Consider the following 26,906-nt stretch of genomic DNA (forward strand, 5'->3'; position numbering starts at 1 on the left):
CGCCGCGTGGTCTTGGACTTACTGCACGCGGGGCAGCACTTCGAACTGGTGGAACGGCGGCGGCGAGGTCAGCGTCCACTCCAGCGTGGTCGCACCCGCACCCCACGGGTTGTTCGCGGCCTGCTCCTTGCGGACGAAGGCATCGATCACACCGTAGATGAAGATCAGCACGCCGATGCCGGAGATGTAGGAGCCCCAGGAGGAGATCAGGTTCCAGCCGGCGAACGCATCCGGATAGTCGACGTAGCGGCGCGGCATGCCCGACAGGCCGAGGAAGTGCTGCGGGAAGAACACCAGGTTGACGCCGATGAAGGTGAACCAGAAGTGCGCCTTGGCGATCCGCTCCGAGTACATGTAGCCGAACATCTTCGGGAACCAGTAGTACCAGCCGGCGAAGATGCCGAACACGGCGCCGAGCGACAGCACGTAGTGGAAGTGCGCCACCACGTAGTAGGTGTCCTGCAGCACGCGGTCGACGCCGGCATTGGCCAGCACGACGCCGGTGACGCCGCCGACGGTGAACAGGAAGATGAAGCCGATCGCCCAGATCATCGGCGCCTTGAACTCGATCGAGCCGCCCCACATCGTGGCGATCCAGGAGAAGATCTTCACGCCGGTCGGCACCGCGATCACCATCGTGGCGGCGACGAAATAGGCCTGCGTCGCCGACGACATGCCGACGGTGTACATGTGGTGCGCCCACACCACGAAGCCGATGCCGCCGATCGCGACCATGGCGTAGGCCATGCCGAGATAGCCGAACACGGGCTTGCGCGAGAAGGTGGAGACGATCTGGCTGACCATGCCGAAGGCGGGCAGGATCAGGATGTACACTTCGGGGTGGCCGAAGAACCAGAACAGGTGCTGGAACAGCACGGGATCGCCGCCGCCGTCAGCCGCAAAGAAGGCGGTGCCGAAATTGCGGTCGGTCAGCAGCATGGTGATCGCACCGGCGAGCACCGGCAGCGACAACAGCAGCAGGAACACGGTCACCAGGATCGACCACACGAACAGCGGCATCTTGTGCAGGGTCATGCCCGGCGCGCGCATGTTGAAGATCGTGGTGATGAAGTTGATGGCACCGAGGATCGACGACGCACCGGCGAGATGCAGCGACAGGATCGCGAAATCGACCGCAGGTCCCGGATGGCCCGAGGTCGACAGCGGCGCGTACATCGTCCAGCCCGCACCGACGCCGTTGGCACCCGGCTCACCCTCGACGAAGGTGGAGAGCAGCAGCAGCGCGAACGAGGCCGGCAGCAGCCAGAACGAGATGTTGTTCATGCGCGGGAACGCCATGTCCGGCGCGCCGATCATCAGCGGCACCATCCAGTTGCCGAACCCGCCGATCATCGCCGGCATGACCATGAAGAAGATCATGATCAGACCGTGCGAGGTCACGAACACGTTATAAGTGTGCGTTTCGTGGAATATCTGGACGCCCGGGTACATCAACTCAGCACGGATCGCGATCGACATCGCAGCGCCGATGATGCCCGCGATCACCGCAAAGATAAGGTACATCGTACCGATATCCTTGTGGTTCGTGGAGTAGAGATAGCGCCGCCATCCGGTCGGATGGTGGGCGTGATCATCATGGGCGTGATCGTCGTGTGTCGCTGCGCCTGTCGCCATGTTCAAAATCCTGCCTTGCAGTCCCTCTTGGACCTTGCGGTCCCATCGCCCTTATTCCATCCGCGCCGCAAGCCTTGGGGCCTCAAGCCTTGGGGCCTTAACCCTTGGGGCTTACTGCGCCGCCTGACCAGCCGAGGCGTAGGAATTCGCCGGGTTGGTCGCAAATTTCTTCTTCGCCCCTTCAACCCAGGTCGCGAATTCCTGGTCGCTGACGACCCGGACCGCGATCGGCATGAAGGCATGGTCCTTGCCGCACAGTTCCGAGCACTGGCCGTAGAACACGCCGGTCTTGGTGGCCTTGAACCAGCTCTCGTTGAGGCGGCCGGGGACCGAGTCGATCTTCACGCCGAAGGCCGGCACCGCGAAGGAGTGGATCACATCGGCGCCGGTGGTCTGGATCCGCACCACCTTGTTGACCGGGACCCACCATCTCGTTGTCGACGCCGAGCAGCCGGGGCTGCTTGTCCTTGTCGAGCAGCGAGTCGAACTCGAACTTGCCGTTATCCGGGTAGGCGTATGACCAATACCACTGCTTGCCGGTGACCTTCACGGTGAGGTCCGGCTTCGGCACGTCGAGCTCCAGGAACAGGAGGCGGAACGACGGCACCGCGATGCCAACCAGGATCAGGACCGGGATCAGCGTCCAGGCCACTTCGATCAGCGTGTTGTGGGTGGTCCTGGAGGGGACCGGGTTGGCCTTGGCGTTGAACTTCACCACCACGATAACGAGCAGCGCCAGCACGAACAGGGTGATGACGGTGATCAGCACCAGCAGGAAATTGTGAAACCAGATGATGTTTTCCATCACCGGGGTCGCGGCTTCCTGCAGCGTGTGCTCCCATGGCGCCGGCTGCCCCATTTCGGCGAAGGCCGATCCCGCGGCGACTGACGCCACACCCGCCACCGCCAACCCCAGCAATTGCCTGCCCAACCGGCCAATCGACATCTTCATGCCGTTCGCGCTCCCTTGCATTATTCCCCAACGCACCCCCGGCACGTGACCGGAGATACAGCACGATCCGCCCTGACAAATGGCCTTCCGGACATACCCGTCTCTGAGTCAAGGTGGGTACGGGAGCCAGATCGCTAGAACGCGTCGAAATCCAGCCTCTCAAACCATAATTCGCAGGCGCTCGCAATGCAGTAGTACGGCCGAAAGCCATGCGCGTGCGATGAAGCTGCCGCTTGCGAATTTTCCCGCAAAATCAAGCGAAAGTCGCCGAAACAACGCCGCGTACTGTTGACAGGGGGATTACCGGATGTACGCACAGACGGGATGGCCCGCAGGAACCTGATTCGCTGCGGGCTGCCCCAATCCGGCGCGGGAATGGCTTCAAGATCGCCTTCAAGGCGCCGTCATTGCGGTATCAGTCGGCTAACGAGCACGATCCGGAACAGGGATCACCGGTTTTCCGAAAAGATCATGCTCAAACAAAGAGATGAGATCACGATGCGGTTTTTGCAGGCGCATCCTGATCGCGCGTGTGAGCGGCGGCCGGGCGGACGGCCGGACCGACCGAACATCAAAGGATCGACCCGGATGGGCGCTTCGAACATTCAGGCCAAGGATTTGCAAGCCAGGGATTTGCAGGCAAGGGATTTGCGTTTGACGGCGGCCTTCTGGCTCGGCGGTCTCATGATTCTGGCCCTCTGTTTTGGCCTGACCCGGCCGGCAAACGCGCAGGGCGCGGTGCGCTCGGTCCATGGCGACTGGCAGATCCGCTGCGACACCCCGCCCGGCGCCCAGGCCGAGCAATGCGCGCTGATCCAGAGCGTGGTAGCCGAAGACCGCTCCAATGCCGGCCTGACCGTGATCGTGCTGAAGACCGCCGACCAAAAGAGCCGCCTGATGCGCGTGGTGGCCCCGCTCGGTGTGCTCTTGCCCTCCGGCCTCGGCCTGAAGCTCGACAACCAGGACGTCGGCCGCGCCGGTTTTGTCCGATGCCTGCCCAATGGCTGCGTCGCCGAGGTCGTGATGGACGACAAGCTGCTCGGCCAGCTCAAGAACGCCAAGACCGCGACGTTCATCATCTTCGAGACCCCGGAAGAGGGCATCGGCTTTCCGCTCAGCCTGAACGGCTTGGCGGAGGGTTATGACAAATTACCGTAGCGACTCACCCTGCTGCCTCACAAGGCACAGCAGCACATAGCCCGGATGGAGCGTAGCGCAATCCGGGGCCGCTCCAATCGCGGATTGACCAGCCCCGGATTTCGCTGCGCTTCATCCGGGCTACGCCATCTCACCGCCCACCGCCCGCATAATAATCGAACAACCCGTCCGCCTCCGCCGACAACCAGTCCGCCTCTCCCGTCATGTAGCCCTCGACCTGTCCCGTGATGCCGATCAGGAACGAGATCGGCATGCCGTAGAGCGCGAACGGCGTGTCGAGCTCGGCGGCGTCGAGGCGCGAGACGAGACCGCCGGGATCGAAGCCGATCGCAAGGTGGCGCAGCTTGAGCTGCTTGACGTAGGGCGCGACCTGCGCGCGGTTGCGATCGGTGCTGACAGCGACGACCGCGAGGTCGCTGCGGCCGCTGGCGGCGAGGCGATCCAGCATCGGCAGCTCGGTCCGGCACGCCGCGCACCAGGTGGCCCAGAAGTTCACCAGCACCAGCCTGCCCTTGAACGCGGTGAGATCGAGCGCGCCGCCGGCGAGCGCCGGGATCGCAACGGGCGGCACCGGGCGGGCGCCTTGAACCAGCGTGAACTGGTGCCGGACGGTGCCGAATGGCGGCGGCCCGCCCGACGCTGCGCGGACCGGAGCTGCCGGCATCGCGAGCGAGGCGCCGGCGCCGATCATGCCGGCGACGACGGCACGGCGGGTGGGCACGCGAACAGAAGTCATGTCGGTTTCTCCGCTTGCGTTGATAGCCAGATCGCTCAGGACCGGATGTAGGACCAGCCGGCTTCCTGCAATTCGATGATGCGTCCGGGCCCGTTCGGCACCAGATCGACATTGTCGAGCAAGACCAGCGGATGTCCCTCGGCGCGCTCCATGCCGAGCTTGGTGGCTTCGCAGACCACGAAGCGGATGTCCGGCGTGAGCCCCCGCACCACCCGCAACAGGTCCTTCACCGGCGAGGTATCGGCGCGCAGCATGTGGACGCCGGCATTGTAGGCGACGACCTCGATCTCAAACGGCTCGTTGCGCTCCCGATAATATTTCGGGAGGTTGAGCGCGGTCGAGATCAGGGCCCGCATCGTGGTCGGGTCGTCGCTGTTGATCGGCAGCACCACATGGTGCACGCGCGGCTCGGGCTTCTTCGCCTCCGGTTTGGACACCGCCGCGACTGAACCGGTGAGCAGCAATGTCACGGCGAACGGCACCGCGAAGGCCAGCGCGAGCCCCGCGGCCAGCGTCAGGATGCGGCGAGAGACGCGCATCGCGCCCACCTCACGGTGCGCTCGGGACCAGGGCGAACTGGCTGCGCTTGGCGTAGGCGACGATCGCGCTCAGCGCCAGCAGCACCAGGGCGGGCACCGGGGAGCCGCCGATCACGAACAGATGCGTCAGCGTGGCGCCGACCATGATGCAGCTCAGCAGCAGGCCGCCGAAGGCAGCGACCGGCGGCACCAGGATCAGGACCGCGCCGAGCAGCTCCAACGATCCGGTGAAATAGCGGAACCACTGGCCGAGCCCGATATGCTCGAATTCCTCGACCAGCATCGGCACGCCATAGAGCTTGGCCGCACCGGCTGCGGCAAAGGCCAGCGTGAGCAATCCCCTGACGACCCACAGCGTGACGGATTTCCAGCGCGACGGCGCTGCGGCAACGGCAACTGACATGGATGACTCCCCAAATGTTCGAATCGACCGGACCGCGCGGCCACCCGCCCATTCGGCGACCGGCCCGCGGCTTTCGACGCACTAAATTCGGGAGTAAGATGAAAAGAACAAGTAGGATGCTTTTTGTGAGGTAGTATGAAAAAGATGACTATTGAGCCCACCGAGCCTCCTGCTGCGTCCAAGCCGTGCAACGGCGACCTGTCGGCGCAATTTCATCGGGCACTTTCGGTGCTGGCCGGGAAATGGAAGGGCGACATCCTCTGGCAACTGGTCGAGCGCAAGCGCCGGTTCGGCGAATTGCGGCAGGCGATCCCCGGCGTGACCCAGCACATGCTGACCACCCAGCTGCGCGATCTCGAGGCCAACGGCCTGGTCAAGCGCACGGTTTATCCCGAGGTGCCGCCGCGGGTCGAGTATGAGATGACGCCGTCGGCCAAGGCGCTCAAACCGGTGTTCGACGAGCTGTACAGGTGGGCGCAGGAGCATGGTTTTCCGACCTCGGCACAGGGCGCCGCCGGTGGCGCGCAGCCGAAGCCGGCATCGCAATCGAGCGATGCCGACGAGCCGGAAAGCCAGCCGCAGAAGGCGGATCGGCGGGCGGGGTGATGACGACAAGGTGAGGATCCCGGGGGCTGCCGTGATCGACCGCATAGCCGCAGGCACTCCCGGTTTGCCACCCCAAACACTATCTTTGCCGATCGCCGTCCAGGCCTCAACCGGGACCGGCACAGGTTTCCGGGTTGTAAGGTGAGTTTTCCGCTCGTCTCTGCTTCAATCGCCCGAAAGTCCTGCTGCGGGTTCCGCACTGGCAATCAGCTGCGCTTCAGGCAAGGATGACAAGGAATCGCCAAGGAATCGCACTGCGTCGGAGTGACCATGACCAATCCTGCCACCACCTCCCTGCTCGACCGCGCCAATCTGGACCGCGATGCCGTCCGCCGCGAGGTGTCCCGCGGACTTGAAGGCGCCGACGACGGCGAGCTGTTCCTGGAGTTCGGGCAGACCGAGGCGCTGGTGTTCGACAATGGCCGGCTGAAACAGGCGACCTATGACACCTCGCAGGGCTTCGGCCTGCGAGCCGTCAAGGACGACGCGGTCGGATATGCGCATTCCTCCGACGTCTCGATCCCGGCGCTGATTCGCGCGGCGGACGCGGTGGCGGCGGTGCGCGGCGGCTATGCCGGGACTTTCGCCGCGGCACCGGCCCACACCAATGTCAGGCTCTATGGCGACGAGAACCCGCTGGATGGCCCGGCGTTCGAGGCAAAAGTAAAACTGCTCGGCGAGATCGACGCCTATGTCCGGGACAAGGACCCGCGGGTGCGGCAGGTCTCGGCCAGCCTCACCGCGACCTGGCAGGTGGTGGAGATCCTGCGGCCCGACGGCGAGAGCTATCGCGACATCCGTCCGCTCGTGCGCGTCAATATCTCCGTGGTCGCCGGCCAGGGCGACCGGCAGGAGAGCGGCAGCAAGGGCTATGGCGGCCGCGAGGGCTATGCCCGCTTCATCGAGACCAAGGCCTGGCGCGATGCCGCCGACGGCGCGCTGCGCGAGGCGCTGGTCAATCTCGAATCGGTGCCGGCGCCCGCCGGCGAGATGGATGTCGTGCTCGGCGCCGGCTGGCCCGGCGTGATGCTGCATGAGGCCGTCGGCCACGGGCTCGAGGGCGATTTCAACCGCAAGCAGACCTCGGCTTTCGCCGGCCTGATGGGCCAGCAGGTCGCAGCCAAGGGCGTCACCGTGGTCGATGACGGCACCATGGCGTCGCGCCGTGGCTCGCTGTCGATCGACGACGAGGGCACCCCGACCAACCGCACCGTACTGATCGAGGACGGCGTCTTGGTCGGCTACATGCAGGATCGCCAGAATGCCCGGCTGATGGGCATGAAGCCGACCGGCAACGGCCGCCGGCAGAGCTATGCCCATGTGCCGATGCCGCGCATGACCAACACCTACATGCTGTCCGGCGACCGCGACCCGGCCGAGATCATCGCCTCGGTGAAGAACGGCATGTATGCCGCCAATTTCGGCGGCGGCCAGGTCGACATCACCTCGGGCAAGTACGTGTTCCAGTGCACCGAGGCCTACAAGATCGAGAACGGCAAGCTCGGCGCGCCGCTGAAGGGCGCCATGCTGATCGGCAATGGACCGACCGATCTCCACAGGATCACCATGATCGGCAACGATCTTGCGCTCGATACGGGAATCGGCACCTGCGGCAAGAACGGCCAGGGCGTGCCGGTCGGCGTCGGCCAGCCGACGCTGCGGATGGAACGGATTACGGTCGGAGGAACAGGCTAGTGACCAGCGGAAACGAAGTCGTGGCGGCCAAGCCGACCAGCTGGCGCGGGCAGGCCGTGCAACTCGCCGCGATCGTGGCCGTCGTGTTCCTTGCCAAGGGCGCGATCGCCGAGCCGTTCTACGTGCCGTCGGGCTCGATGGAACCGACGCTGCTGATCGGCGACGCGCTGGTCGCTTCGAAATTTCCCTACGGCTACGGCGCGGCGTCGCTGCCGATCCAGATCACCCTGCCCGAGACCGGCCGGGTGTTCGGCGAGACGCCGAAGCGCGGCGACGTCGTCGTGTTCCGCTGGCCGGGCGACCGCTCACAGGCCTGGGTCAAGCGCGTGGTCGGGCTGCCCGGCGATCGCATCCAGATGCGGCAGGGCCAGCTCTTCATCAACGATCATCCGGCCGCGCTGAAGCCCGACGGCACCGGCTTTGCCGAGGACGATCGCGGCGGCGGCGAGGATGCCTACCGCTATATCGAGACCCTGCCGAACGGCGTCAGCCACGCGATCTTCAAGATCCGCGACAATGGACGGCTCGACAACACGGCCGAGGTGACGGTGCCGCCCGGCAATCTGTTCGTGCTCGGCGATAACCGGGACAATTCCGCCGACAGCCGCGTGCCGGTGCGCGACGGAGGCGTCGGTCTGTTGCCGATCGACAATCTGATCGGCCGCGCCGATGCAGTGGTCGGCTCCTGGGACATGGGCATCCGCAGCCAGCCGGTCTGGACCTGGCTCTCCGGCTTCCGCCTCGCACGCTTCTTCACCTCGGTGCAGTAAGCTCGAACAGACCCGTAGCCCACGTAGCCCGGATGAGCGAAGCGACATCCGGGGCTTGTGTCGAGACCATCCCGGATATCGCTTCGCTCATCCGGGCTACATTCTTCGCGAGGCACCAGCCGTGACCTTCGACGACATCAGGCACATCGCGCTGGCGTGGCCGGAGGTCGAGAATGGCTCGTCCTACGGCACGCCGGCGCTGAAGGTGCGCAAGAAGATGCTGGCGCGGCTCAAGGAAGACGGCGACAGCCTGGTGATGCCCGGCGTGCCGCCGGACGAGCGCGACATGCTGGTCGAGAGCCAGCCGACGGTGTTCTACTTCACCGATCACTACCGCGATTATCCGATCGTGCTGATCCGCCTGTCGAAGGCCAAGCGCACGACCGTCGAGCCGCTGCTGCGCCGGCACTGGTGCACGCTGGCATCGAAGAAAGCGGTCAGGGACTACGACGCGACCGGGTAATGGTTTCTCGTCATTGCGAGCGCAGCGAAGCAATCCATGTCACGGCATAACGGATCGATGGATTGCTTCGTCGCTTCGCTCCTCGCAATGACGGCGAGAGACCCGGAAATATGACTCGGGACCAATTCCTCGATGCGGCGCTGCGCAACCCTGTCAATCCAGCGATCACGGACGAGCTATATCGCCTTGCGCTGCCCGATGCCTGGCTGGTGTCCGGCTGCCTGGTGCAGACCGTGTGGAATGTGCTGACGAGCCGGCCGATCGATCACGGCATCAGCGACTACGACATCTTCTATTTCGATCCGGATACGTCGTGGGAGGCCGAGGACGCAGTGATCCGCGAGCTGAAGGCACGGCTCGGGCATCTCGGGGTTGCGATCGAGGCGCGCAACCAGGCCCGCGTCCATCTCTGGTATCCCGACAAGCACGGCCTGCCCTATCCCGCACTGTCGCGCTCGACCGACGGCATCGATCGCTTCCTCACCGCGACCACGCAGATCGGCATCCGCCGCAGCACCGATGGTTACGACGTCTATGCGCCGAACGGTTTCGACGATGTCGCCGGCATGATCGTGCGGCCGAACCTCACCGCGAATTTTTCCGCGGCGAACTATGCGAAGAAGGCGGCGCGGTGGAAGGCGCTATGGCCGGAGATCACGGTGCTGGCGGCGGCGTAGCCTGTCGTCCCTGCGAAAGTGTTTGGTCCCTGCTGATTGGTTGGATGGAATCGGTGTAGAACGAGGCGTGGCCTTTGTCAGGGAGCACCTCGTGTCATGGAACTGAACCTGCACGCGAACGCCACCACGACACCCAAGACGCGCGCCTACATCCAGCGCAGCAAGAAGTCGGTTGCCCAGTTGGCGGCTGAACTGGGGGTCAGCGAGACCACGATCTACCGCTGGCGCGGCCGCACCACGGTTGGAGACCGTTCGCACCGGCCGAACAACCTCACGACCAGCCTGTCGGCCGTCGAAGAGCGAGCGGTTTGCGAGTTGCGGACGTCGCTGCAGTTGCCGCTGGACGACATCGTCGAGGTGATGCAGCGATGCATCAATGCCAAGCTGTCCCGCAGCGCCATTCACCGCTGCCTGCAGCGCAATGGCATCAGCCGGCTTGCCAAGCCTGACAAGCCCAAGCCCGGTATCTTCGAGACCGCCAGCATCGGCTTTATCCATATCGACGTGAAGTATCTGCCGGCTCTGCAACGCCGCACCAGCTATGCTTTCGTCGCCATCGACCGCGCCACCCGCTACGTCTTTGTCGAGATCCATTCCAGGCGGGACGGAGCCACCGCGACCGGCTTCCTCAAACGCTTCCTGGCCGACTTCCCGCACGAGGTTCACACCATCCTGACCGACAACGGCGCCGAGTTCACCGACCGCTTTGCTGTCGACAAGAAGAACAAGCCGGTCGGGAAACCGTCCGGCGACCACCCCTTTGATCAGGTCTGCAAGCAGCGCGGCATCCAGCATCGCCTGACCAAGCCCTACCACCCGCAGACCAACGGTCTCGTTGAACGCTTCAACCGCCGTATCGCCGAAGCCATTGGCCGCGAACAAAAGCGCGGCAGTGCAAGGCGCACCTTCATCGACCATGCCGATCGGGACGCCTTCATCGCCAAGTTCGTCCACGACTACAACCGAACTCGCCTCAAATGCCTCGGCTACCTGGCCCCAATGCAGGCCCTCGCCAATCACACGGGACCAAACACGAAAGCAGGGACCCATACTCCGCGGCGGACGTGGCGAATGGGACTCGTCATTCCGGGATCGGACAACAACCTGCATCGGTGGTGGGTCCCTGCTCCCGTGCGCAATTGCGCACTAGGCAGGGACGACAGATGTATGTGCGGCGCTACCGCACCACGCCCGACGTGAATCCCGCCTTGCGGCGCGGCGGCTTGATCTCGCCCGCACGGTTCTTGCGATGCTGCGTGCCTGATCTAGGCGTAGATGATCAAGCTCAGACTCACCAGGAAAATCACGGCAACGCCAAGCAAGACGGCCAGCAGGAACCAGTACCGGTCAAACATCGACGTCTCCAAAGCAGTTCTCCCAGCTTGTTGATTGGTATCAGCGGACAGCCGCGAGATGCATGTCGCCCAACGTCGCCGGCAGGCTGCGCGTAATGAGGTCGACAATCGCCCGGTGCAGACCCTCATCGTTGCCATCGCCCGAGCTGATCGGAAAATTCCCGTCGACCGGCCGGCTCGGACCGGCGAGCGGGACATTCCCCGCATTGCCCAGCGGCTGGGCCGCCTTCTTGTCGATGACGTCAAACGTCTTGCCGTCGATCACCCTGATTTCGTAGAGCGCATAGATCTGACTGTAGGACTCCGTCACCGTGTGGTAGGTGATGAAGCCGACGCCTTCGACCTTTCGGTGGCCGCCACCGTAAGCCGCCTGCGCCTTGGTGATGACGATATACGCATCGAGCCCTTGCGGAGACACCTCGGTCCGAACCAGCTGCTTGAACGGATCGCCGCGAACAAGGTTGGCGGGCGTGAACACGGAATCCTTGATAGTGGCAAAGGCGGAACGGCTGTAGGTGACCGGCTGCACCTGAAAGCGGCCGCCCAGCGCCGCCGTCGCCTGCTGGACGATCAGATCATCAAGCCCCCACGGCTCGATCGGGAAGCTTTTGCTGCCATTGTCCAGGCCCGTGAGCCCTCCCTTGGCGACGGTCACTTGATCGCCGACCGCCGAAATGATGCCGACGGTCTTGACCGCCTGCAGCTTGCTGTCGCTGGTCGCAAACGTCGCGCACCCGGCCACAGTTGCGGCGACAAGAACGACCGCCGCGAAGCTCGCACATCGACCGCTGCGTCGCATGGGCTCTCATTGAACCTTGACGTCGAATGAATAGGAGGCGCCGACGCCGAACGTGGTCTGATTTGCCGAGCCGCGGACCGTCACGATCGGACTCTTCGCGGCGTCGCCGAGCAGTCGATCATATTCGACATAGGAATGAACTTCCCACTTCGGATTGATCCGATACGACAGCTGCGCGCCGACACCGGCCGAATGCGCCCCGCCTTTGGCGTCAAAGACCGGCAGCCCGGTCGCCATCGCATGCACGGTATCGATGCTGAAATAGGGCGAGACCGCCTTCGCGGTCTCCACCGTGAAGCGCGGTCCGGCGGAAACGGTGAGGCCGCCAAACACCGGCACGATGAAGTCCGCCGAGAAGTCGGAAACGATGCCGTGGTGCCCGCCGAGGCCCTGGCGCGTCTCGTTGCGCACACGAAACCAGTCGACCGGAAAGTATTCGACGAATCCGCCGAGCTCGAAGGCCGCGTTGACGTCAGCAAGACCGCTGAGCTCGGAATACCTGCTCGCTTTTCGCGACGACACGAACTTGCCGACGGGGCCGGCCCGAAAATCACCGAAGTCGACGATCGCGATGCTCGCGTTGTCGCGCGGGCTGCGAAACTGGTCGACGGTGCCGGGGCGACGGATCGCGAAAATCGGGACCGGGGCGAACTTGCTGTGGTTTGTACCCTCGAAATCCGGTCTGGACGCCCCGCTCGCGCCGATCATCACAGTCCAGTTGCCCGAGACCGAGGGCAGGAAAGGGACTGAAAAAGGCGGAGCCGGCAACGTGAACGCGGTTTGCGCGGCAGCCTGACCGGGAAAGGCCGCGACAACGCCGAATGCGGCAGGAAGAGCAGCAACGACGGCACGACGCGCGGTCTTCGCCGCGCAAGAACGGGAGAACTCTCGCATGGCGGAATGCTCAAAACCTCTGACCTGGGCCTTGTGGGAAGGGTTGCTGCATGGTCGCGGGTAGGTGGCCTGTGAACATTGCCCGAAGATTGCCGCGCCGCGAGCGCCCGCAAGGCGCGCAAAGATTCGTGGCTTGTCTTGTCAGAGCGAACTGTCGATGAGTGCTGCGAGCGCTGAACCATCGCTGGCGCGATGCCGACACAATCGTCTGCAAGATCATCGGCCGACCATGCGAGGGAAGGTCTGTGCGCTTTCTCGTGATCGAAGACGAACCGCAAATCGCCGCCTATCTCGACCGGCTGCTCGGACAGCTCGGCGGCGTTATCGACATCGTCGAGTCCGTTACGGACGCGAGGCATGCGCTCAGCAGTTTCAACTACGATCTGGCGATCGTCGACCGAATGCTGCCCGATGGCGATGCGCTCAATATCGTCACGACGCTGAGCCGACAGCCGGACAGGCCGGCCATCATCATGCTGACCGCCAAGGACGCCAAGGAAGACGTGATCGACGGGCTGAACGGCGGCGCCGACGACTATCTGGGCAAGCCCTTCGAGCCGCAGGAGTTCATCGCGAGAGCACGGGCCGTGCTGCGGCGGCCCCGCGTATTCGTGTCGTCAATGCTTTCGTTCGGCAATGTCGAACTGAAGATCGGCACCAACGAGGCGACCGTCGCCGGCCACAAGGTCCTGCTCCGGCGCCGCGAGGCCTTGATCCTCGAGGCGCTCTTGATGCGACGCGACCGCGTCATCGCCCGCGAGGCGCTGATCGAGGCCATCTACGGATTCGACGACGAGATCGAATCCAACACGCTCGAGGCACAGGTGTCTCGGCTTCGCAAGAAGCTGTCCGAACTTGGCAGCAACGTCGAGATCCGCAGCATGCGCGGCATCGGCTACATTCTCAGGATGGCAAATATCCGATGACGTCGATCGCACGGACATTGACGCTCTCGCTCGGGATGGCCGCCGCCGTGATTTTCTTCGCCGCGCTCGGCCTCGTGTTCTGGCTGTTCATCGCGCAGGAGCCCGAACGCAGCGGCTGCTTTGCGGCCGCCTACGTTCTTGGCCGCGCCACCGAGGTCAACCCCGGCAACAGCCTCACAGTCCGCCCCACCGCCCGGTTGGAAGAGCTGAAATCCCAAAGCCCGGATCTGTGGTACGTCGTGGCCTATGGCGATATGACGAGCGAATTCGGGCGCGAGCGCAGGCCACAGCTTCCGGTTTCGCTGCCCTTTGTCGGACCGAGCGGTCTTTCCATGCTCAAGTCGCTCGACCAGAATAGCTCGTTCTGCATGGCGGTGATGCACAGCGGCCACGTCCCCGAACTCGTGATGATGATCGGAAACGCCCACGTCCGTCCTGACCAGATCGCGATGTGGTTCATCCTGAAAAATCTGATCGAGATTTCCCTCTACGCGGCGGGGTACGTATTGATCGTGGCGATCGGCGTGTTCCTCGCCGCGCGCTTCGTGGCGCGCAGCATCGAACGGGTGACAAAGCTTGCGCTCGCGATCGATCCGGCCGCGCCGCAGGGATCGATTTCGCTCGATCGGGTCCCCGCAGAACTGAAGCCGCTAGCCACAGCGCTGAACCGCGCGTTTGATGAGATCCACGCCTACATCCGGATGCAGCGCCGGTTCCTGGGCAATGCCGCCCATCAGCTCCGCACCCCCCTGACGTTGCTGCGCGCCAGGGTCGAGGACGTGGCCGATCCCGCCTTGCGGGTGGAGCTGATTCACGATGTCCGCCGGCTGACATCGCTTGTTTCGGCCATGCTGGACCTGGCGCGGCTGCAAAACGGGACGCTCGAAAAGCGGCCGATCGACCTTGCGACCGTGACGCGCGACGTGCTGGCAGATTTCAGCCCGTCGGCTTTGGACGCCGGGATCGAACTCTCGCTGGAACACAGCGACGAACCGGCCACCATGGTGCAGGGCGTCGAAGCTGCTGTCAGGAGCGCGCTGGCCAACCTGGTCGGCAACGCGCTGATTCACGCCCGGGGCGCCCGATGCATCAGGGCCAGCCTCAGCCGCGGCCGCGTATCGATCAGCGACGACGGCGCCGGACTCGCTCCGGGCTCGGAGCGCAAGCTGATCGAGCCATTCCAGACCGGCGGCACGGCCAGGAACAGCGCCGGCCTCGGCCTGTCGATCGTGCAGGAGATCATGGCCTCGCACGGGGGTGAGCTCGTCATTGCGTCGAACCGCGGACAGGGAACGACCGCTTGCCTTCGCTTTCCGGAGGCCGCGTTGGCCATGCCAATTCAGCGCGCGGCCGGGGTAACCTGAGGGCGGCCGGTTGATGCGGATCGGATGGGCGATCATCGCATCCAGAGGCCAGTCAACACCCAGCGACGCATCCGGGATGCCCGAGCGCCTGCCAGGGCGTCGCCTCTTTTCCCGGATCAGGTTACGCACCGACGATGCGCGGTGGCGCTACCGCACCACGCCCGACGTGAACCCCGCCTTGCGGCGCGGCGGCTTGATCTCCTTCTTCAGGAAGCAATGCGCGTCGCGGCCGGCATAGCCGGGCCGGGCGTAGGTCCAGGCGCGGCACTTGTTGTCGGCGGTGCAGGCGGCCTGGCAGGCCTCGTCGCCGTCGCTGCTCTTCAGCTCGAAATTCTTGTAGTCGCCGCCGAGGCGGTCGATCGAGGTTTCGATGGCGCCGTTGCGCGGTTCGACCACGCCCGCACCACGCACCCCGGAGACGCAGCAGACGTCCTGCACCCGCGCCGGCACGGTGTTCTTCAGCCAGCACACCGCGCCATTATTGGCGTCGGTCGGATAGTTGAAGCTCCAGGCGCGGCAGCGGCGGTCACGCTCGCAGGTGAGCGCGCAATCGGCGGGATCGCCTGATGTCACCGGCGCATTCTGGTAGTCGCCGCCGGGACGGTCGAAATTGGTCTGCGCCAATGCCGGGCGTGCGACGAAAGCGGCCGCAAAAACCGCGAACATCACCATCCACGCCCTAAAGAGGCGACCTATCCCCATGATATTGCTTTCAAATTCGCACAGCCCCGCGCACTCCGCGGTGCGTCATTTGAACGCCATGAACCTGTACGGCTGATGAACGGCGGGTGCGACACCACCGCCGTCCGCGCGCGTTCCGAACCCGAATTCAGGCCAAGCGGGGACTAGAAAGCGTACTCCTGATAGGCCGGTTCCACCGAGCCCTTCCACGGGCCGTTGAACTTCTCCAGCATCTCCTCCGCCGGCGAGCGGCCGGTTTCGATGATGCGCTCGAGCGGTTCGAGGAAGCGGCTCTCGTCGCGTCCGAGATGATCGATCCGGCCGCGCCGCCGCAATCCGGCATGCGACAAGATCAGGCACTCCTTGGCGATCTCGAACAGATAGCGGTCCTTGATCCGCGACTTGAAGCCGAAACGCGGCACGTCGTCGCGCAGCGCCTGACGCTCCGCCGCGGTCCAGTGCCGGACGATGTCCCAGGCGGCATCGAGGCTGTCATTGTCGTAGAGCAGCCCGACCCAGAACGCCGGCAGCGCCGGCAGCCGGCCCCACGGCACGCCGTCGGCGCCGCGCATTTCGAGGTAACGCTTCAGCCGCACCTCGGGGAAGATCGTCGACAGGTGATTGGCCCAGTCCGACAGAGTCGGACGCTCGCCGGGGATGGCGGCATTCTTGCCGGCGAAGAAATCGCGGAACGACGAGCCGGAGACGTCGATATATTCCTCGCCGCGCTTGACGAAATACATGGGCACGTCGAGCGCGTAATCGACATAGCGCTCGAAGCCCATGCCGTCCTCGAATGCGAACGGAATCATGCCGCTGCGCGCATTGTCGGTGTCGCGCCAGATCTCGGAGCGGAACGACAGGAAGCCGTTGGGCTTGCCTTCGGTGAAGGGCGAGTTGGCGAACAAGGCGGTCGCGATCGGCTGCAACGCCAGCGACACCCGCAGCTTCTTCACCATGTCGGCTTCGGAGGAGAAGTCGAGATTGGTCTGCACCGTGCAGGTCCGGAACATCATGTCGAGGCCGTATTTGCCGACCTTCGGCATGTAATTTCTCATGATCTTGTAGCGGCCCTTGGGCATCGCCGGGATCTGCGCCCGCGACCAGGACGGCGTCATGCCGAGGCCGAGGAAGCCGATGCCGAGCGGGGTTGCGATCTCCCGCACCTGCGCCAGATGCGCCATCAGCTCCGATTGGGTCTGATGCACGGTCTCGACCGGCGCGCCCGACAATTCGAACTGCCCGCCCGGCTCGAGCGAAATCGCGCCGCCGCCGGTGACGTCATAGAGCCCGATGATGTTGCCGCACTCCATGATCGGCTCCCAGCCGAGCAGGAGCTTCATGCCCTCGAGCAGCGCGCCGATGCCCTTCGCGCCTTCATAGGGCACGGGGTGATGGCCCTCGAGCGTGAACGGGGTCTTCTCGTGCTCGGTGCCGATCCGGAATTCGGATTCGGGCTTCACGCCGGCTTCAATCCACGCCACGAGTTCGTCGCGCGATTGCAGCGGCGTCATGTCGATCTGGTCACGCGCCATAGAAAATCCAACTCAAGGGCGCTTCGATCGAAGGCGCGCGGTGGCAGGGACATCCGCGGGCCACAACGGCCGCGGATGATGGGGTCAGGAATATCATCGGGCAGGTACGCCGTCTCGCGCCGGCGCGGCCTTGGTATCGCTCTTTGCATCGACCTTGGTGTCACCTTTGGCGTCGCCGCAGGAGCAGCCCAGACGGTCGAGCAGACCGCACAGCCTGGCCGCGTCGGCATCGGACAGTTTCGAGCCGACATGCTTGTCGATCGCGGCCGAATAGGCGCTCCACATCTTCTTCTGGAGCTCGCGACCGGCCTCGGTGATCTCGACGAACTGGCCGCGCTTGTCGATCTTGCATTCGCGCCGGGCCGCAAGCCCCTCGTCGACCAGCTTGTCGATCAGCCGCGAGGTCGAATATTGCGGGATCAGCATCTGCCGCTCGAGCTCGACCGGGCGCAGCTCGCCCGACGGCGCGCGCGACAGCTCGAGCAAGGCGTCATACCAAGCGAGCGGCGGAAAGCCGGCCTTCTTCAAATCCTGCTCGACGCAGTCCAGCACCCGGCTCGGCACCCGCATCAGGCGGATCCAGGCGGCCGTCGCCTCGCTCGATAGCTTGCGTTTCATCGTCTAGCCCATAAGGTCCCGGCACCGACTGTACCGCACTGAATGCATCTGCATCAATCTTGACTATTTCATGCAGGTGCATGTAGGCAATCCCTCTCCGGACGCCAAGAACAAGGGAAGGAATACCCCCATGAAGCTTTATTACTCCCCCGGTGCCTGCTCCCTCTCCCCCCACATCGCCCTGCTCGAGGCCGGCCTGCCCTACGACCTGGTCAAGGTCGATCTGCGCGCCAAGAAGCTCGAAAACGGCGACGATTTCCTGCAAGTGAACCCCAAGGGCCAGGTGCCCGCGCTGGCGCTGGATACCGGCGAAATGATCACCGAAGGGCCGATCATCATCCAGATGATCGCCGACAGGGTCGCCGACAGGAAGCTGGCACCGGCGCGGGACTCCAACGAGCGCTACAAGCTGCTCGAATGGCTGAACTACATCACGACCGAGTTGCACAAGAATCTCGGCCCGATGTTCTCGCCGGTGCTCGCCGATGACGCCAAGGCCTTCTTCAAGGACCGCGCCATGGGCAAGTTCAAGTATGTCGAGAGCCAGCTCGCCGGACGCGAATACCTGATGGGCAACCAGTTCACGGTCGCCGACGGCTACCTCTTCACCATGATCATGTGGGCCACCGATCGGCTCGGTTTCGATCTCTCCGGCCTGCCGAATGTGATGGCCTACAAAGCCCGCGTCGCGGCGCGCCCGAAGGTGCAGGAAGCGCTGAAGAAGGAAGGCCTGCTGAAGGCGGCCTGAGCTCTCGAGCCGGTTTCATCAGACGTGAAGGGGCCGGATCAAAGATCCGGCCCTTTTTTCTGCGCTCGACCGAAGAGGTCGCGTCAAGCATCACTGTGCAGCACGCCGATTTCCGGGCCGGTCTCGCCCTTTCCCTGCAATTTTCAGATCGCCAACGAACTGACCGGCGTGCAGCTCTGGGAGCAACGCCTGGTCTCGCTGTCGCGCCTCAGCGCGCTGCAACGGGATTCGGCGCGGCTGCTCGGCGAACGCGGCCAGCTCACCGCATCGATCGCGCATGTTGCGCCGCAAGATATCGATCAGGTCAAGCTGGGCGCATCAGCGGTGCTGCGCTTCACCAACTTAAACCAGCGCACCACGCCTGAAATCGAAGGCGAGGTCAGCCGGATCGGCACCGACGTCTCGCGCGACGACAAGACGGCTCCGACCTACTTCCTTGTACGCATTGCGATTCCGCCGTCGGCGCTGAACAAGCTCGCGACCGCGCATCTGCTGCCGGGCATGCTGGTCGAGGTCTTCATCCGGACCAGCGAGCGAACCGTGCTGTCCTATCTGATGAAGCCGCTGGCCGACCAGGTGCACCGCGCCTTCAGGGAGAAATGAGCAGGGCAAACTTTTGGCACGCGCTGGAACAAATCGAATTTGATCCGCATTGTACCGATTAAGACTAAGTCGGTGTACTTCCGGCTGAGGGCGTTCTTGTCCTTGTTCGAGCGATCCGACTGACCGACTATGACCTAAGGCGCGCCCTCCGCTCCAACTGGTCTAAAAATGTGACGATCGCCTTTACGCTTTTGTTGACCAGTGCGCTCGTCGGGCTGGCAACCAGTTTGTACTTTCGGGTTTGGACCTTGATGCTGGTGTCGCCGCTGATCGCGGTGCTCGCGGCAATCGTGCTCCAATCCGACGGCTATGCCTTTGCCACTGGCGCCCCGATCGTCGTCGCCTGCCTCGCATTCAACCAGATCGCCTATCTCACCGGCGCTGTGCTCTCGCCGGGCCATGACGGCTCAATGGCGGAAGAAGTCGACGGCATTCCACGCGGCCGCCGCGAGCACAAGGTCCACGGCCAGAAAGAATAGCACCAGGCCGAACCAGGAAGGACCCTTGCCCCGCAAGCGCAGCGGATTCCCTCGTCGCGGCGGTGAGAGCGAGACGGGATGCTTGCCCGTGACCTCAGCGGCACCTTCCTTGAGCACAGAACGCATTGCAGGACACCCCAACCCTGATCGTCATCTTTGGTGATCGTCTTGGCGATCGACCAGCAAGAGTGATGCCAGCAGCATGGTGCCAGTGGGGAGCAAGCGTGGCGGGACTTTGACCTGCGCGACCGTCACGCAACAGGATCAAGTCGGATCGATGACCGGCTTGATTCCTTGCGATCCTGGAGCTCGATGACTTTGCTGAGGTCGAGCAGCGGACTCCGCATCACCTCGCCCCGCGTGCGGGGAGAGGTCGGATTGCATAGGCAGATGCAATCCGAGTGAGGGGGAATCTCCGCGCACTCGCTGCATCAAGCTCGCGGAGATGGCCCCTCACCCCAACCCTCTCCCCGTAAGAACGGGGAGAGGGAGGGGAGAGACCTCGCGATCTCATCGCGTTTTTGAAAGACGACAGCGCTTACGCCGCCTGCTTCTTCGGCGGGAAACGGCCGTAGAAGGTCTCGCCCTTGGCCGCCATCTCCTCGAGCAGCTTCGGCGGCGTGAAGCGCGAACCGAATTTCTTCTCGAAGGCGTGGCAAAGCGCGACGAAATTCTTGGTGCCCATGAAGTCGATGTAGGACAGCGCACCGCCGGTGAACGGCGCGAAGCCGAAGCCGAGGATCGAGCCGACATCCGCCTCGCGCACGTCGGTGATGACGTGATCCTCGACGGTGCGCGCGGCTTCCACCGCCTGCACCACCAGGAAGCGCTGCTTCAATTCCTCGACGCTGAGCGTGTCGGGATCGAGCTGCTTCGGCTGCAGATTGGCGAGCCCCGGCCACAAGCTCTTCTGACCCTTGCCCTTCTCTGGATAGTCATAGAAGCCCTTGCCGTTCTTGCGGCCGAAGCGGCCCTGCTTCTCGACCATCTCGACCATCAGCTTCTTCTGCGCCTGGTCGATCGCGTTGGGGCCGAGATCGGCCTCGGTCGCCTTGGTGATCTTGAGGCCGAGATCGAGCGCGACCTCGTCCTGCAGCGACAGCGGCCCGACCGGCATGCCCGCCATCTTGGCGGTGTTTTCGATCATCGCCGGCGGCACGCCCTCGAGCAGCATCTCATTGCCCTCGGAGATGTAGCGCATCACGCAGCGGTTGGCGAAGAAGCCACGGGAATCGTTCACCACAATGGGCGTCTTGCCGATCGCGCGGACATAGTCGAGCGCGGTCGCCAGCGCGACGTCGCCGGTGTTCTTGCCCAGGATGATCTCGACCAGCATCATCTTCTCGACCGGCGAGAAGAAGTGGATGCCGATGAACTTGCCCTGGTCCTTGAACTCCTCGGCCAGCGAATTGATCGGCAGGGTCGAGGTGTTGGAGGCGAAGATCGCGCCCGACTTCAATAGCGGCTGGGCCTTGGCATAGGTATCGGCCTTGACCTTGCGGTCCTCGAACACGGCCTCGATGACGAGGTCGCAGTCCGAGATCACGTTGTAGTCCGCAGTGGCCGAGATGCGCGCGAGGATGGTGTCGCCCGCCTCCTGCTTCATCCGGCCCTTCGCGACCAGGCCATCGACCACGGTCTTGGCGTGGCCCTTGCCCTTGTCGGCGCTGTCCTGGTCGCGATCGACCAGCACGACGTCGATGCCGGCCTGCGCCGAGACATAGCCGACGCTGGCGCCCATGAAGCCGGCGCCGATCACGGCGAGCTTCTTCACCTTGGTCGGCGGCACGCCCGCCGGGCGGCGCGCACCTTTGTTCAGTTCCTGCATCGACAGGAACAGCGAGCGGATCATCGCAGCCGCTTCCTTCGAGCGCAGGATTTGCGTGAAGTAGCGCGACTCGACCCGCAGCGCGGCGTCGATCGGCAACTGCAGCCCCTCATAGACGCAGCTCATGATGGCGCGCGCGGCCGGATAATTGTCGTAGGTCTCGCGGCGATAGATCGCGTTGCCGGCCGGGAACATCTGCATGCCCATCCTGGAGAAGACGGGGCCGCCGGGCAGTTTGAAGGCCTTCTCGTCCCACGGCGCGACCGCCTTGCCGCCGCCCTTGATCCAGTCCTTCGCGGCCTTGATCAGATCAGCCGCTGGCACGACGGCATGGATCAGGTTGAGCGCCTTGGCGCGGGTCAGATTGACCGCCTCGCCCTTGAGCAGCAATTGCATCGCGTCCTGCGGCGACACCAGGCGCGGCACGCGCTGGGTGCCGCCCGCGCCGGGGAACAGGCCGACCTTGATCTCGGGCAGGCCGAGGCGAGTCTTGGGGTTCTCGGCCGCGACGCGGTAGTGGCAGGCCAGCGTGATCTCGAAGCCGCCGCCGAGCGCGAGGCCGTTGATCGCGGCGACCCACGGCTTGCCCGAGGTCTCGATCGCGCGGAACGACTGCGACATCTGGCGGCTCTGCTCGAACAGCATCTGGTTCGCGGCTTCCTCGCCCTTCTCCTTGAAGAGCTGCGCGTAGCTGCGGTTCATGCCCTCGAGCATCGAGAGGTCGGCACCGGCGCAGAACGCCTCCTTGGCCGAGGTGATCACGACGCCCTTGATCGCGGCATCGCTGGTCGTCTGCTTGATGATCTCGCCGATCTCCTGGGTCGAGACCTCGTCGAACACGTTCATCGAGCGGCCCGGAATGTCCCAGGTGACGAGCGCAATGCCGTCGGCGTCAACGTCGAACTTGAAATTCTTGTAAGCCATCTTTTGCTCCCTCGGTGCCAGCGGCCGATCTCAGGCGCGGCGGTTGCGTCTCGATCTCGTAGGGTGGGTTAGCGAAGCGTAACCCACCAGCTCTCTCGCGGTGACATGGTGGGTTACGCCTTCGGCTAACCCACCCTACGCGCTGCCTGCTCGGCTACACGCGCTCGATGATGGTGGCGGTGCCCATGCCGCCGCCGATGCACAGCGTCACCAGCGCCGTCTCCTTGTTGGTGCGCTCGAGTTCGTCGAGCACGGTGCCGAGGATCATCGCGCCGGTCGCGCCGAGCGGATGGCCGAGCGCGATCGCGCCGCCATTGACGTTGATCTTGGCGTTGTCGATGTCGAACGCCTGGATGTAGCGCAGCACCACCGAAGCGAAGGCCTCGTTGAGCTCGAACAGGTCGATATCCGACTTCTTCATGCCGGAACGCTCGAACAGCTTCTCGGTGACGTCGACCGGGCCGGTCAGCATCATCGCGGGCTCCGATCCGATATTGGCGAAGGCGCGGATCCTGGCACGCGGCTTGAGGCCGTGCTTGGCCCCCGCCTCCTTGCTGCCGAGCAGCACCGCGCCGGCGCCGTCGACGATGCCGGAGGAATTGCCGGCGTGATGCACGTAGTTGACCTTCTCGACCTCGGGATGCGACTGGATCGCCACCGCGTCGAAGCCGGCCATCGCCGCCATCGCCGCGAAGGACGGCTGCAGCTGCGCCAGCGACTGCATCGTCGTGGTCGGGCGCATGTGCTCATCCTTGGCGAGGATGGTCAGGCCGTTGATGTCCTTGACCGGCACCACCGACTTGTTGAAGCGGCCCTCATCCCAGGCCTTGGCCGCACGCTGCTGGCTCTGCACGGCGTAAGCGTCGACGTCGTCGCGCGAAAAACCGTATTTGGTCGCGATCAGATCGGCCGAGATGCCCTGCGGCATGAAATAGGCCGGCACCGCCATCGAGGGATCCATCGGCCATGCGCCGCCGGAGGCGCCGATGCCGACGCGGCTCATCGATTCCGCGCCGCCGCCGATCACGAGCTCATGCTGGCCGCTCATGATCTGGGCCGCGGCGAAGTTCACGGCATCGAGGCCGGAAGCACAGAAGCGGCTGATCTGCACGCCCGGCACCTTCTCGCCGAGGCCGGCCTTCAGCGCGGCAAAGCGTGCGATGTCGCTTCCGGCCTCGCCGACCGGATCGACCACGCCGAGGATGACGTCGTCGACGGAGTCCTCGGGCAGATTGTTGCGCTCCTTGAGCGACGTCAGCGGCACCGTGGCGAGCGCCAGCGCGGTGACCTCGTGGAGCGCGCCATCGGCCTTGCCGCGGCCGCGCGGGGTACGAACGTGATCGTAGATGTATGCCTCAGGCATGACGCCCTCCTTGATATGAGGATCATAATATATACGGAAGGAAGCGCCGCCGCACGGGTGCGGCGGCAATTTTTCAGAACGCTTCCGCGGCCAATTCCATCGTGGTGGCGCTGCCGCTCTGGATCCGGGCCAGATGCACGGCGGTCTCCGGCAGCAGCCGCTCCATGAAGAAGCGGCCGGTCACGAGCTTGGTGTTGAGGTAGGGCGTGGCGCCGGCGGCGGCCTTGTCCTGCGCCACCTTGGCCATCTTCGCCCACATGTAGCCGAGCGCGACGAGGCCGAACAATTTCATGAAATCGGTCGCCGCGGCGCCGGCATTGTCGGGCTTGGTCAGCGCGTTCTGCATCAGCCAGCCGGTGGCCTGCTGCAGATGGCCGAGAGCTGTCGAGAGCGGGGTGATGAACGGCTTCATCGCCTCGTCGCCGCCATGCTCCTTGGCGAAGGCCGTGACCTCGCCGAAGAACGCCATCGCGGCACGGCCGCCGTCGCGCGGCAATTTGCGGCCGACCAGATCGAGCGCCTGGATGCCGTTGGCGCCCTCATAGATCATCGCGATGCGGGCATCGCGCACGAACTGCTCCATGCCGTGCTCGGCGATATAGCCGTGGCCGCCGAACATCTGCTGCGCCGAGACCGTGTTGGCGAAGCCGGTGTCGGTCAGAACGCCCTTCAGCACCGGCGTCATCAGGCCCATGTGGTCGTCGGCGGCCTGGCGATCCTTCGGGTCGTTGGAGCGGTGCGCAACGTCGCTCTTCAGCGCGGTCCACACCACCATGGCGCGTGCCGCCTCGTTGAAGGCGCGGATGGTGAGCAGCGTGCGACGCACGTCGGGATGCACGATGATCGGATCGGCCGGCTTGTCGGCCGCCTTGACGCCGGTCAGTGCGCGGCCCTGCAAGCGCTCGCGCGCATAGGCGACCGCGTTCTGATAGGCGACCTCGGACTGCGCGAGGCCCTGCACGGCGACGCCGAGGCGAGCCTCGTTCATCATCACGAACATGCCCTGCATGCCTTTGTTTTCTTCACCGATCAGCCAGCCGGTGGCATTGTCGTAGTTCATCACACAGGTGGAATTGCCGTGGATGCCCATCTTGTGCTCGATCGAGCCGCAGGTGACGCCGTTGCGCTGGCCGAGCGAGCCGTCGGCATTGACCAGCACCTTGGGAACGACGAACAGCGAGACGCCCTTGATGCCCGCCGGCGCGCCTTCGATGCGGGCCAGCACGAGGTGGATGATGTTGTCGGCGAGGTCGTGCTCGCCGGCGGAGATGAAGATCTTGGTGCCCGTGATCTTGAAGCTGCCGTCGGCCTGGCGCACCGCCTTGGTGCGGAGCAGACCGAGATCGGTGCCGCACTGCGGCTCGGTCAGGTTCATGGTGCCGGTCCACTCTCCGGCAACCATCTTCGGCACATAGGTCTTCTTCTGCTCGGGGGTGCCGTGCACCAGCAGCGCGGCGGTCGCGCCCATGGTCAGCCCGCCATACATCGAGAACGCCATGTTGGCGGAGATCTGGAATTCGTTGACCGCCTGCGAGAGCGTCACCGGCAGGCCCTGGCCGCCAAATTCAGTCGGCGCCGACAGGCCGAGCCAACCGCCTTCGGCGACCTGCTTGAAGGCGTCCTTGAAGCCTTTCGGCGTAGTGACGCTGCCGTCGTCATTGCGCTTGCAGCCTTCGAGATCGCCTGTGCGATTGAGCGGCTGCAGCACTTCTTCGCTGAGCTTGGCGGCCTCGCCGAGGATCGCTTCGCGCACATCGGCCGACGCATCGGTGAAGCCGGGAAGATTGCCGTAGCGGTCGATCTGGAAGACGTCGTTCAACAGGAAGCTGACGTCTTCGACGGGGGCTTTGTAGGTCGGCATGCTGATCTCCCGGCTGGCTCGCGGTCGCACGCGCGACCGATGCTGCGCAGCTTGTCCTTGGGTTTGTTGGAACGGACCTTATCCGGTTCGGGAGGTCCGCGGCAGGTCCTAGCGAGACTGTGATTGCGACGTTGCGCCGCTCTGCTTCATCAACTCCTCGCCCATCATCCGATGCAGCAGGTTGATCGCCTTGAGCGGGCGCACCATCACCTTGAAATGCGTGATCCGGCCGTCACTGTCGAACGTGATGATGTCGACGCCGTTGAGCTTGATGCCTTCGATCTCGTTCTCGAATTCGAGCACCGCGCCGGTGTCGTTGCGCCACTCGCCGAGATACTTGAAGGTCGGGCCGCCGAGCACCTTGGCGGCGCTGGTCAGATATTTGAAGGTGATGTCGCGGCCACGCTGCGGCGTGTGCACGACCGGACTTTCGAACACCGCGTCGGGATGCAGCAGATCCCACAATGCGGCGGTGTCGTGGGACTTCATGTAGGCGTACCACTTGTCGAGGCCCGGCTTGCTCATTCGGACGTCTCCTGCGGCGGGGGTTTAAGAAGCCTGAACATCGGCCGCGCGCGACAAGGCGGCACGCCGATCACCATATGCATATTGACGCATATGCACAGTTGCGCATAAAGTCAAGCAAACTTCAGAATGGCCTTCTTGGGAACTGAGATGGAGGTGGGCGTTGGCACTCGGTGACGCAATCCTCGCATGCCTCACGGAACGTCCGATGACGGGCTATGAGCTCGCCAAGACGTTCGACGCCTCGATCGGCTTCTTCTGGAAGGCCGACCATCAGCAGATCTACCGCGAGCTCTCCCGCCTGCGCGACAAGGGCCATGTCCAGGGCCGCGAGGTGGTGCAATCCGGCAAGCCCAACAAGCTGGTCTACACCCTGACGGCCGAGGGCCGCGCGGCGCTGAAGCACTGGGCGGCGCGGCCGAGCGTTCCGCCCTCGATCAAGGACGACCTGCTGGTCCGGCTCTATGCGCTCGACTGCGTCGACATCGAGCCGCTGCGCACCGACCTGATGGCGCGGCTGGAGCATCACCGCGACCGCTACGAGCGCTACGAGCGCCTGCTCAACAAGCGCTTCCCCGACGGCACCGCGCCGCCGGCCGATGTCGGCAAGATGCTCGGGCTTCGCATCGGGATGCGCCATGAGCGCGTCGTGGTGGAATGGTGCGAGGAGGCGCTCGACGCGCTCTCGGCGATTTCCGGTCGCGGCAATGTGCTATCGCTCGACGACGGCAAGCGCGAGAGCGGCAGCTAGGCACCCACCTCCCCTTGA

General features: G+C 64.4%; 26 protein-coding genes and 1 pseudogene. 13 read left to right on the forward strand and 14 right to left on the reverse strand.

The features are described 5' to 3' along the window. Positions 1-18 precede the first annotated feature (18 nt). On the reverse strand, positions 19-1,635 hold the full coding sequence (gene ctaD, locus ACVIGB_RS27780; protein ID WP_092119146.1) for a cytochrome c oxidase subunit I: 1,617 nt from the start codon (positions 1,633-1,635) through the stop codon (positions 19-21). A 111-nt stretch (positions 1,636-1,746) separates the two neighbouring features. Next, positions 1,747-2,587, reverse strand: a pseudogene (coxB, locus tag ACVIGB_RS27785) (cytochrome c oxidase subunit II). 684 nt (positions 2,588-3,271) lie between these two features. Here coxB and ACVIGB_RS27790 point away from each other — a divergent pair. Beyond that, positions 3,272-3,745 (forward strand): invasion associated locus B family protein, encoded by a 474-nt coding sequence (locus ACVIGB_RS27790; RefSeq protein ID WP_456725061.1) that lies wholly within the window; start codon positions 3,272-3,274, stop codon positions 3,743-3,745. A 130-nt stretch (positions 3,746-3,875) separates the two neighbouring features. On the opposite strand, the gene ACVIGB_RS27795 is transcribed toward ACVIGB_RS27790, so the two are convergent. The 3 genes from ACVIGB_RS27795 to ACVIGB_RS27805 are packed head-to-tail and all read right to left on the reverse strand — an operon-like array spanning position 3,876 to position 5,423. After that, positions 3,876-4,481 (reverse strand): TlpA family protein disulfide reductase, encoded by a 606-nt coding sequence (locus tag ACVIGB_RS27795; protein WP_456720239.1) that lies wholly within the window; start codon positions 4,479-4,481, stop codon positions 3,876-3,878. Between the two features lie 35 nt (positions 4,482-4,516). Continuing rightward, positions 4,517-5,020: a DsrE family protein gene (locus ACVIGB_RS27800; protein ID WP_375786711.1), complete on the reverse strand. Its 504-nt coding sequence runs from the start codon at positions 5,018-5,020 to the stop codon at positions 4,517-4,519. 10 nt (positions 5,021-5,030) lie between these two features. Next, positions 5,031-5,423: a DoxX family protein gene (locus tag ACVIGB_RS27805; protein ID WP_456720238.1), complete on the reverse strand. Its 393-nt coding sequence runs from the start codon at positions 5,421-5,423 to the stop codon at positions 5,031-5,033. 135 nt (positions 5,424-5,558) lie between these two features. Here ACVIGB_RS27805 and ACVIGB_RS27810 point away from each other — a divergent pair, with 135 nt between their 5' ends. The 6 genes from ACVIGB_RS27810 (at position 5,559) to ACVIGB_RS27835 (ending at position 10,834) form a co-directional block, all read left to right on the forward strand. After that, positions 5,559-6,029 carry a winged helix-turn-helix transcriptional regulator gene (locus tag ACVIGB_RS27810; protein ID WP_456720237.1) on the forward strand — a complete coding sequence of 157 codons (471 nt, stop codon included), beginning with the start codon at positions 5,559-5,561 and terminating at the stop codon, positions 6,027-6,029. Between the two features lie 270 nt (positions 6,030-6,299). Continuing rightward, positions 6,300-7,724, forward strand: coding sequence for a metalloprotease TldD (gene tldD, locus ACVIGB_RS27815; RefSeq protein WP_092119161.1), 1,425 nt, complete (start codon positions 6,300-6,302; stop codon positions 7,722-7,724). Beyond that, complete coding sequence (gene lepB / locus ACVIGB_RS27820) at positions 7,724-8,494, forward strand: signal peptidase I (RefSeq protein WP_456720236.1); 771 nt, start codon at positions 7,724-7,726, stop codon at positions 8,492-8,494. The genes tldD and lepB overlap by 1 nt, the downstream gene beginning before the upstream one ends. A 121-nt stretch (positions 8,495-8,615) precedes the next feature. Next, positions 8,616-8,957, forward strand: coding sequence for an MmcQ/YjbR family DNA-binding protein (locus ACVIGB_RS27825; RefSeq protein ID WP_456720235.1), 342 nt, complete (start codon positions 8,616-8,618; stop codon positions 8,955-8,957). 110 nt (positions 8,958-9,067) lie between these two features. Then, a complete protein-coding gene (locus ACVIGB_RS27830; RefSeq protein ID WP_456720234.1) occupies positions 9,068-9,634 on the forward strand; it encodes a nucleotidyltransferase family protein in 567 nt (188 codons plus the stop codon). A gap of 96 nt (positions 9,635-9,730) precedes the next feature. Further along, positions 9,731-10,834 carry an IS481 family transposase gene (locus ACVIGB_RS27835; protein ID WP_456720233.1) on the forward strand — a complete coding sequence of 368 codons (1,104 nt, stop codon included), beginning with the start codon at positions 9,731-9,733 and terminating at the stop codon, positions 10,832-10,834. A 195-nt stretch (positions 10,835-11,029) separates the two neighbouring features. Here the strand turns inward: ACVIGB_RS27835 and ACVIGB_RS27840 are convergent, their stop codons facing one another. Together ACVIGB_RS27840 and ACVIGB_RS27845 are read right to left on the reverse strand one after the other, a co-directional pair. Further along, a complete protein-coding gene (locus ACVIGB_RS27840) occupies positions 11,030-11,788 on the reverse strand; it encodes a hypothetical protein (protein ID WP_456720232.1) in 759 nt (252 codons plus the stop codon). A 6-nt stretch (positions 11,789-11,794) separates the two neighbouring features. Then, positions 11,795-12,682: a MipA/OmpV family protein gene (locus ACVIGB_RS27845; RefSeq protein ID WP_456720231.1), complete on the reverse strand. Its 888-nt coding sequence runs from the start codon at positions 12,680-12,682 to the stop codon at positions 11,795-11,797. Positions 12,683-12,927: 245 nt separating this feature from the next. On the opposite strand from ACVIGB_RS27845, the gene ACVIGB_RS27850 reads away from it, so the two are divergent. Beyond that, positions 12,928-13,608 (forward strand): response regulator transcription factor, encoded by a 681-nt coding sequence (locus ACVIGB_RS27850; RefSeq protein ID WP_456720230.1) that lies wholly within the window; start codon positions 12,928-12,930, stop codon positions 13,606-13,608. Between the two features lie 17 nt (positions 13,609-13,625). Next, a complete protein-coding gene (locus tag ACVIGB_RS27855) occupies positions 13,626-14,972 on the forward strand; it encodes a sensor histidine kinase (RefSeq protein ID WP_456720229.1) in 1,347 nt (448 codons plus the stop codon). A 147-nt stretch (positions 14,973-15,119) separates the two neighbouring features. On the opposite strand, the gene ACVIGB_RS27860 is transcribed toward ACVIGB_RS27855, so the two are convergent. The 3 genes from ACVIGB_RS27860 to ACVIGB_RS27870 all read right to left on the reverse strand — a co-directional run bounded on the left by ACVIGB_RS27860 (position 15,120) and on the right by ACVIGB_RS27870 (position 17,806). Beyond that, a complete protein-coding gene (locus tag ACVIGB_RS27860; protein WP_456720228.1) occupies positions 15,120-15,674 on the reverse strand; it encodes a PAN domain-containing protein in 555 nt (184 codons plus the stop codon). 143 nt (positions 15,675-15,817) lie between these two features. Beyond that, on the reverse strand, positions 15,818-17,188 hold the full coding sequence (locus ACVIGB_RS27865) for a glutamate--cysteine ligase (protein ID WP_092119176.1): 1,371 nt from the start codon (positions 17,186-17,188) through the stop codon (positions 15,818-15,820). A 93-nt stretch (positions 17,189-17,281) separates the two neighbouring features. Beyond that, on the reverse strand, positions 17,282-17,806 hold the full coding sequence (locus ACVIGB_RS27870; RefSeq protein ID WP_092119179.1) for a MarR family winged helix-turn-helix transcriptional regulator: 525 nt from the start codon (positions 17,804-17,806) through the stop codon (positions 17,282-17,284). 130 nt (positions 17,807-17,936) lie between these two features. Here ACVIGB_RS27870 and gstA point away from each other — a divergent pair, with 130 nt between their 5' ends. The 3 genes from gstA (at position 17,937) to ACVIGB_RS27885 (ending at position 19,636) form a co-directional block, all read left to right on the forward strand. Further along, complete coding sequence (gene gstA / locus ACVIGB_RS27875) at positions 17,937-18,554, forward strand: glutathione transferase GstA (protein ID WP_456720227.1); 618 nt, start codon at positions 17,937-17,939, stop codon at positions 18,552-18,554. Between the two features lie 168 nt (positions 18,555-18,722). Continuing rightward, the gene (locus tag ACVIGB_RS27880) at positions 18,723-19,157 is read left to right on the forward strand and encodes a hypothetical protein (protein ID WP_456720226.1); all 435 of its coding nucleotides are present in this window, start codon (positions 18,723-18,725) and stop codon (positions 19,155-19,157) included. A 227-nt stretch (positions 19,158-19,384) separates the two neighbouring features. Next, positions 19,385-19,636 (forward strand): hypothetical protein, encoded by a 252-nt coding sequence (locus ACVIGB_RS27885; protein WP_456720225.1) that lies wholly within the window; start codon positions 19,385-19,387, stop codon positions 19,634-19,636. 538 nt (positions 19,637-20,174) lie between these two features. On the opposite strand, the gene ACVIGB_RS27890 is transcribed toward ACVIGB_RS27885, so the two are convergent. The 4 genes from ACVIGB_RS27890 to ACVIGB_RS27905 all read right to left on the reverse strand — a co-directional run bounded on the left by ACVIGB_RS27890 (position 20,175) and on the right by ACVIGB_RS27905 (position 26,137). Beyond that, the gene (locus ACVIGB_RS27890) at positions 20,175-22,388 is read right to left on the reverse strand and encodes a 3-hydroxyacyl-CoA dehydrogenase NAD-binding domain-containing protein (RefSeq protein ID WP_456720224.1); all 2,214 of its coding nucleotides are present in this window, start codon (positions 22,386-22,388) and stop codon (positions 20,175-20,177) included. 154 nt (positions 22,389-22,542) lie between these two features. After that, on the reverse strand, positions 22,543-23,751 hold the full coding sequence (locus tag ACVIGB_RS27895; protein WP_212319888.1) for an acetyl-CoA C-acetyltransferase: 1,209 nt from the start codon (positions 23,749-23,751) through the stop codon (positions 22,543-22,545). A 73-nt stretch (positions 23,752-23,824) separates the two neighbouring features. Then, positions 23,825-25,612, reverse strand: a complete 1,788-nt coding sequence (locus ACVIGB_RS27900) for an acyl-CoA dehydrogenase C-terminal domain-containing protein (protein WP_456720223.1) — start codon at positions 25,610-25,612, stop codon at positions 23,825-23,827. Between the two features lie 108 nt (positions 25,613-25,720). After that, the gene (locus ACVIGB_RS27905) at positions 25,721-26,137 is read right to left on the reverse strand and encodes a nuclear transport factor 2 family protein (RefSeq protein ID WP_456720222.1); all 417 of its coding nucleotides are present in this window, start codon (positions 26,135-26,137) and stop codon (positions 25,721-25,723) included. A 163-nt stretch (positions 26,138-26,300) separates the two neighbouring features. Between ACVIGB_RS27905 and ACVIGB_RS27910 the strand changes: the two genes are divergently transcribed. Continuing rightward, positions 26,301-26,888 carry a PadR family transcriptional regulator gene (locus ACVIGB_RS27910; RefSeq protein ID WP_092119205.1) on the forward strand — a complete coding sequence of 196 codons (588 nt, stop codon included), beginning with the start codon at positions 26,301-26,303 and terminating at the stop codon, positions 26,886-26,888. The last annotated feature ends 18 nt before the right edge of the window (positions 26,889-26,906 follow it).

This window comes from Bradyrhizobium sp. USDA 4341 (assembly GCF_054063755.1).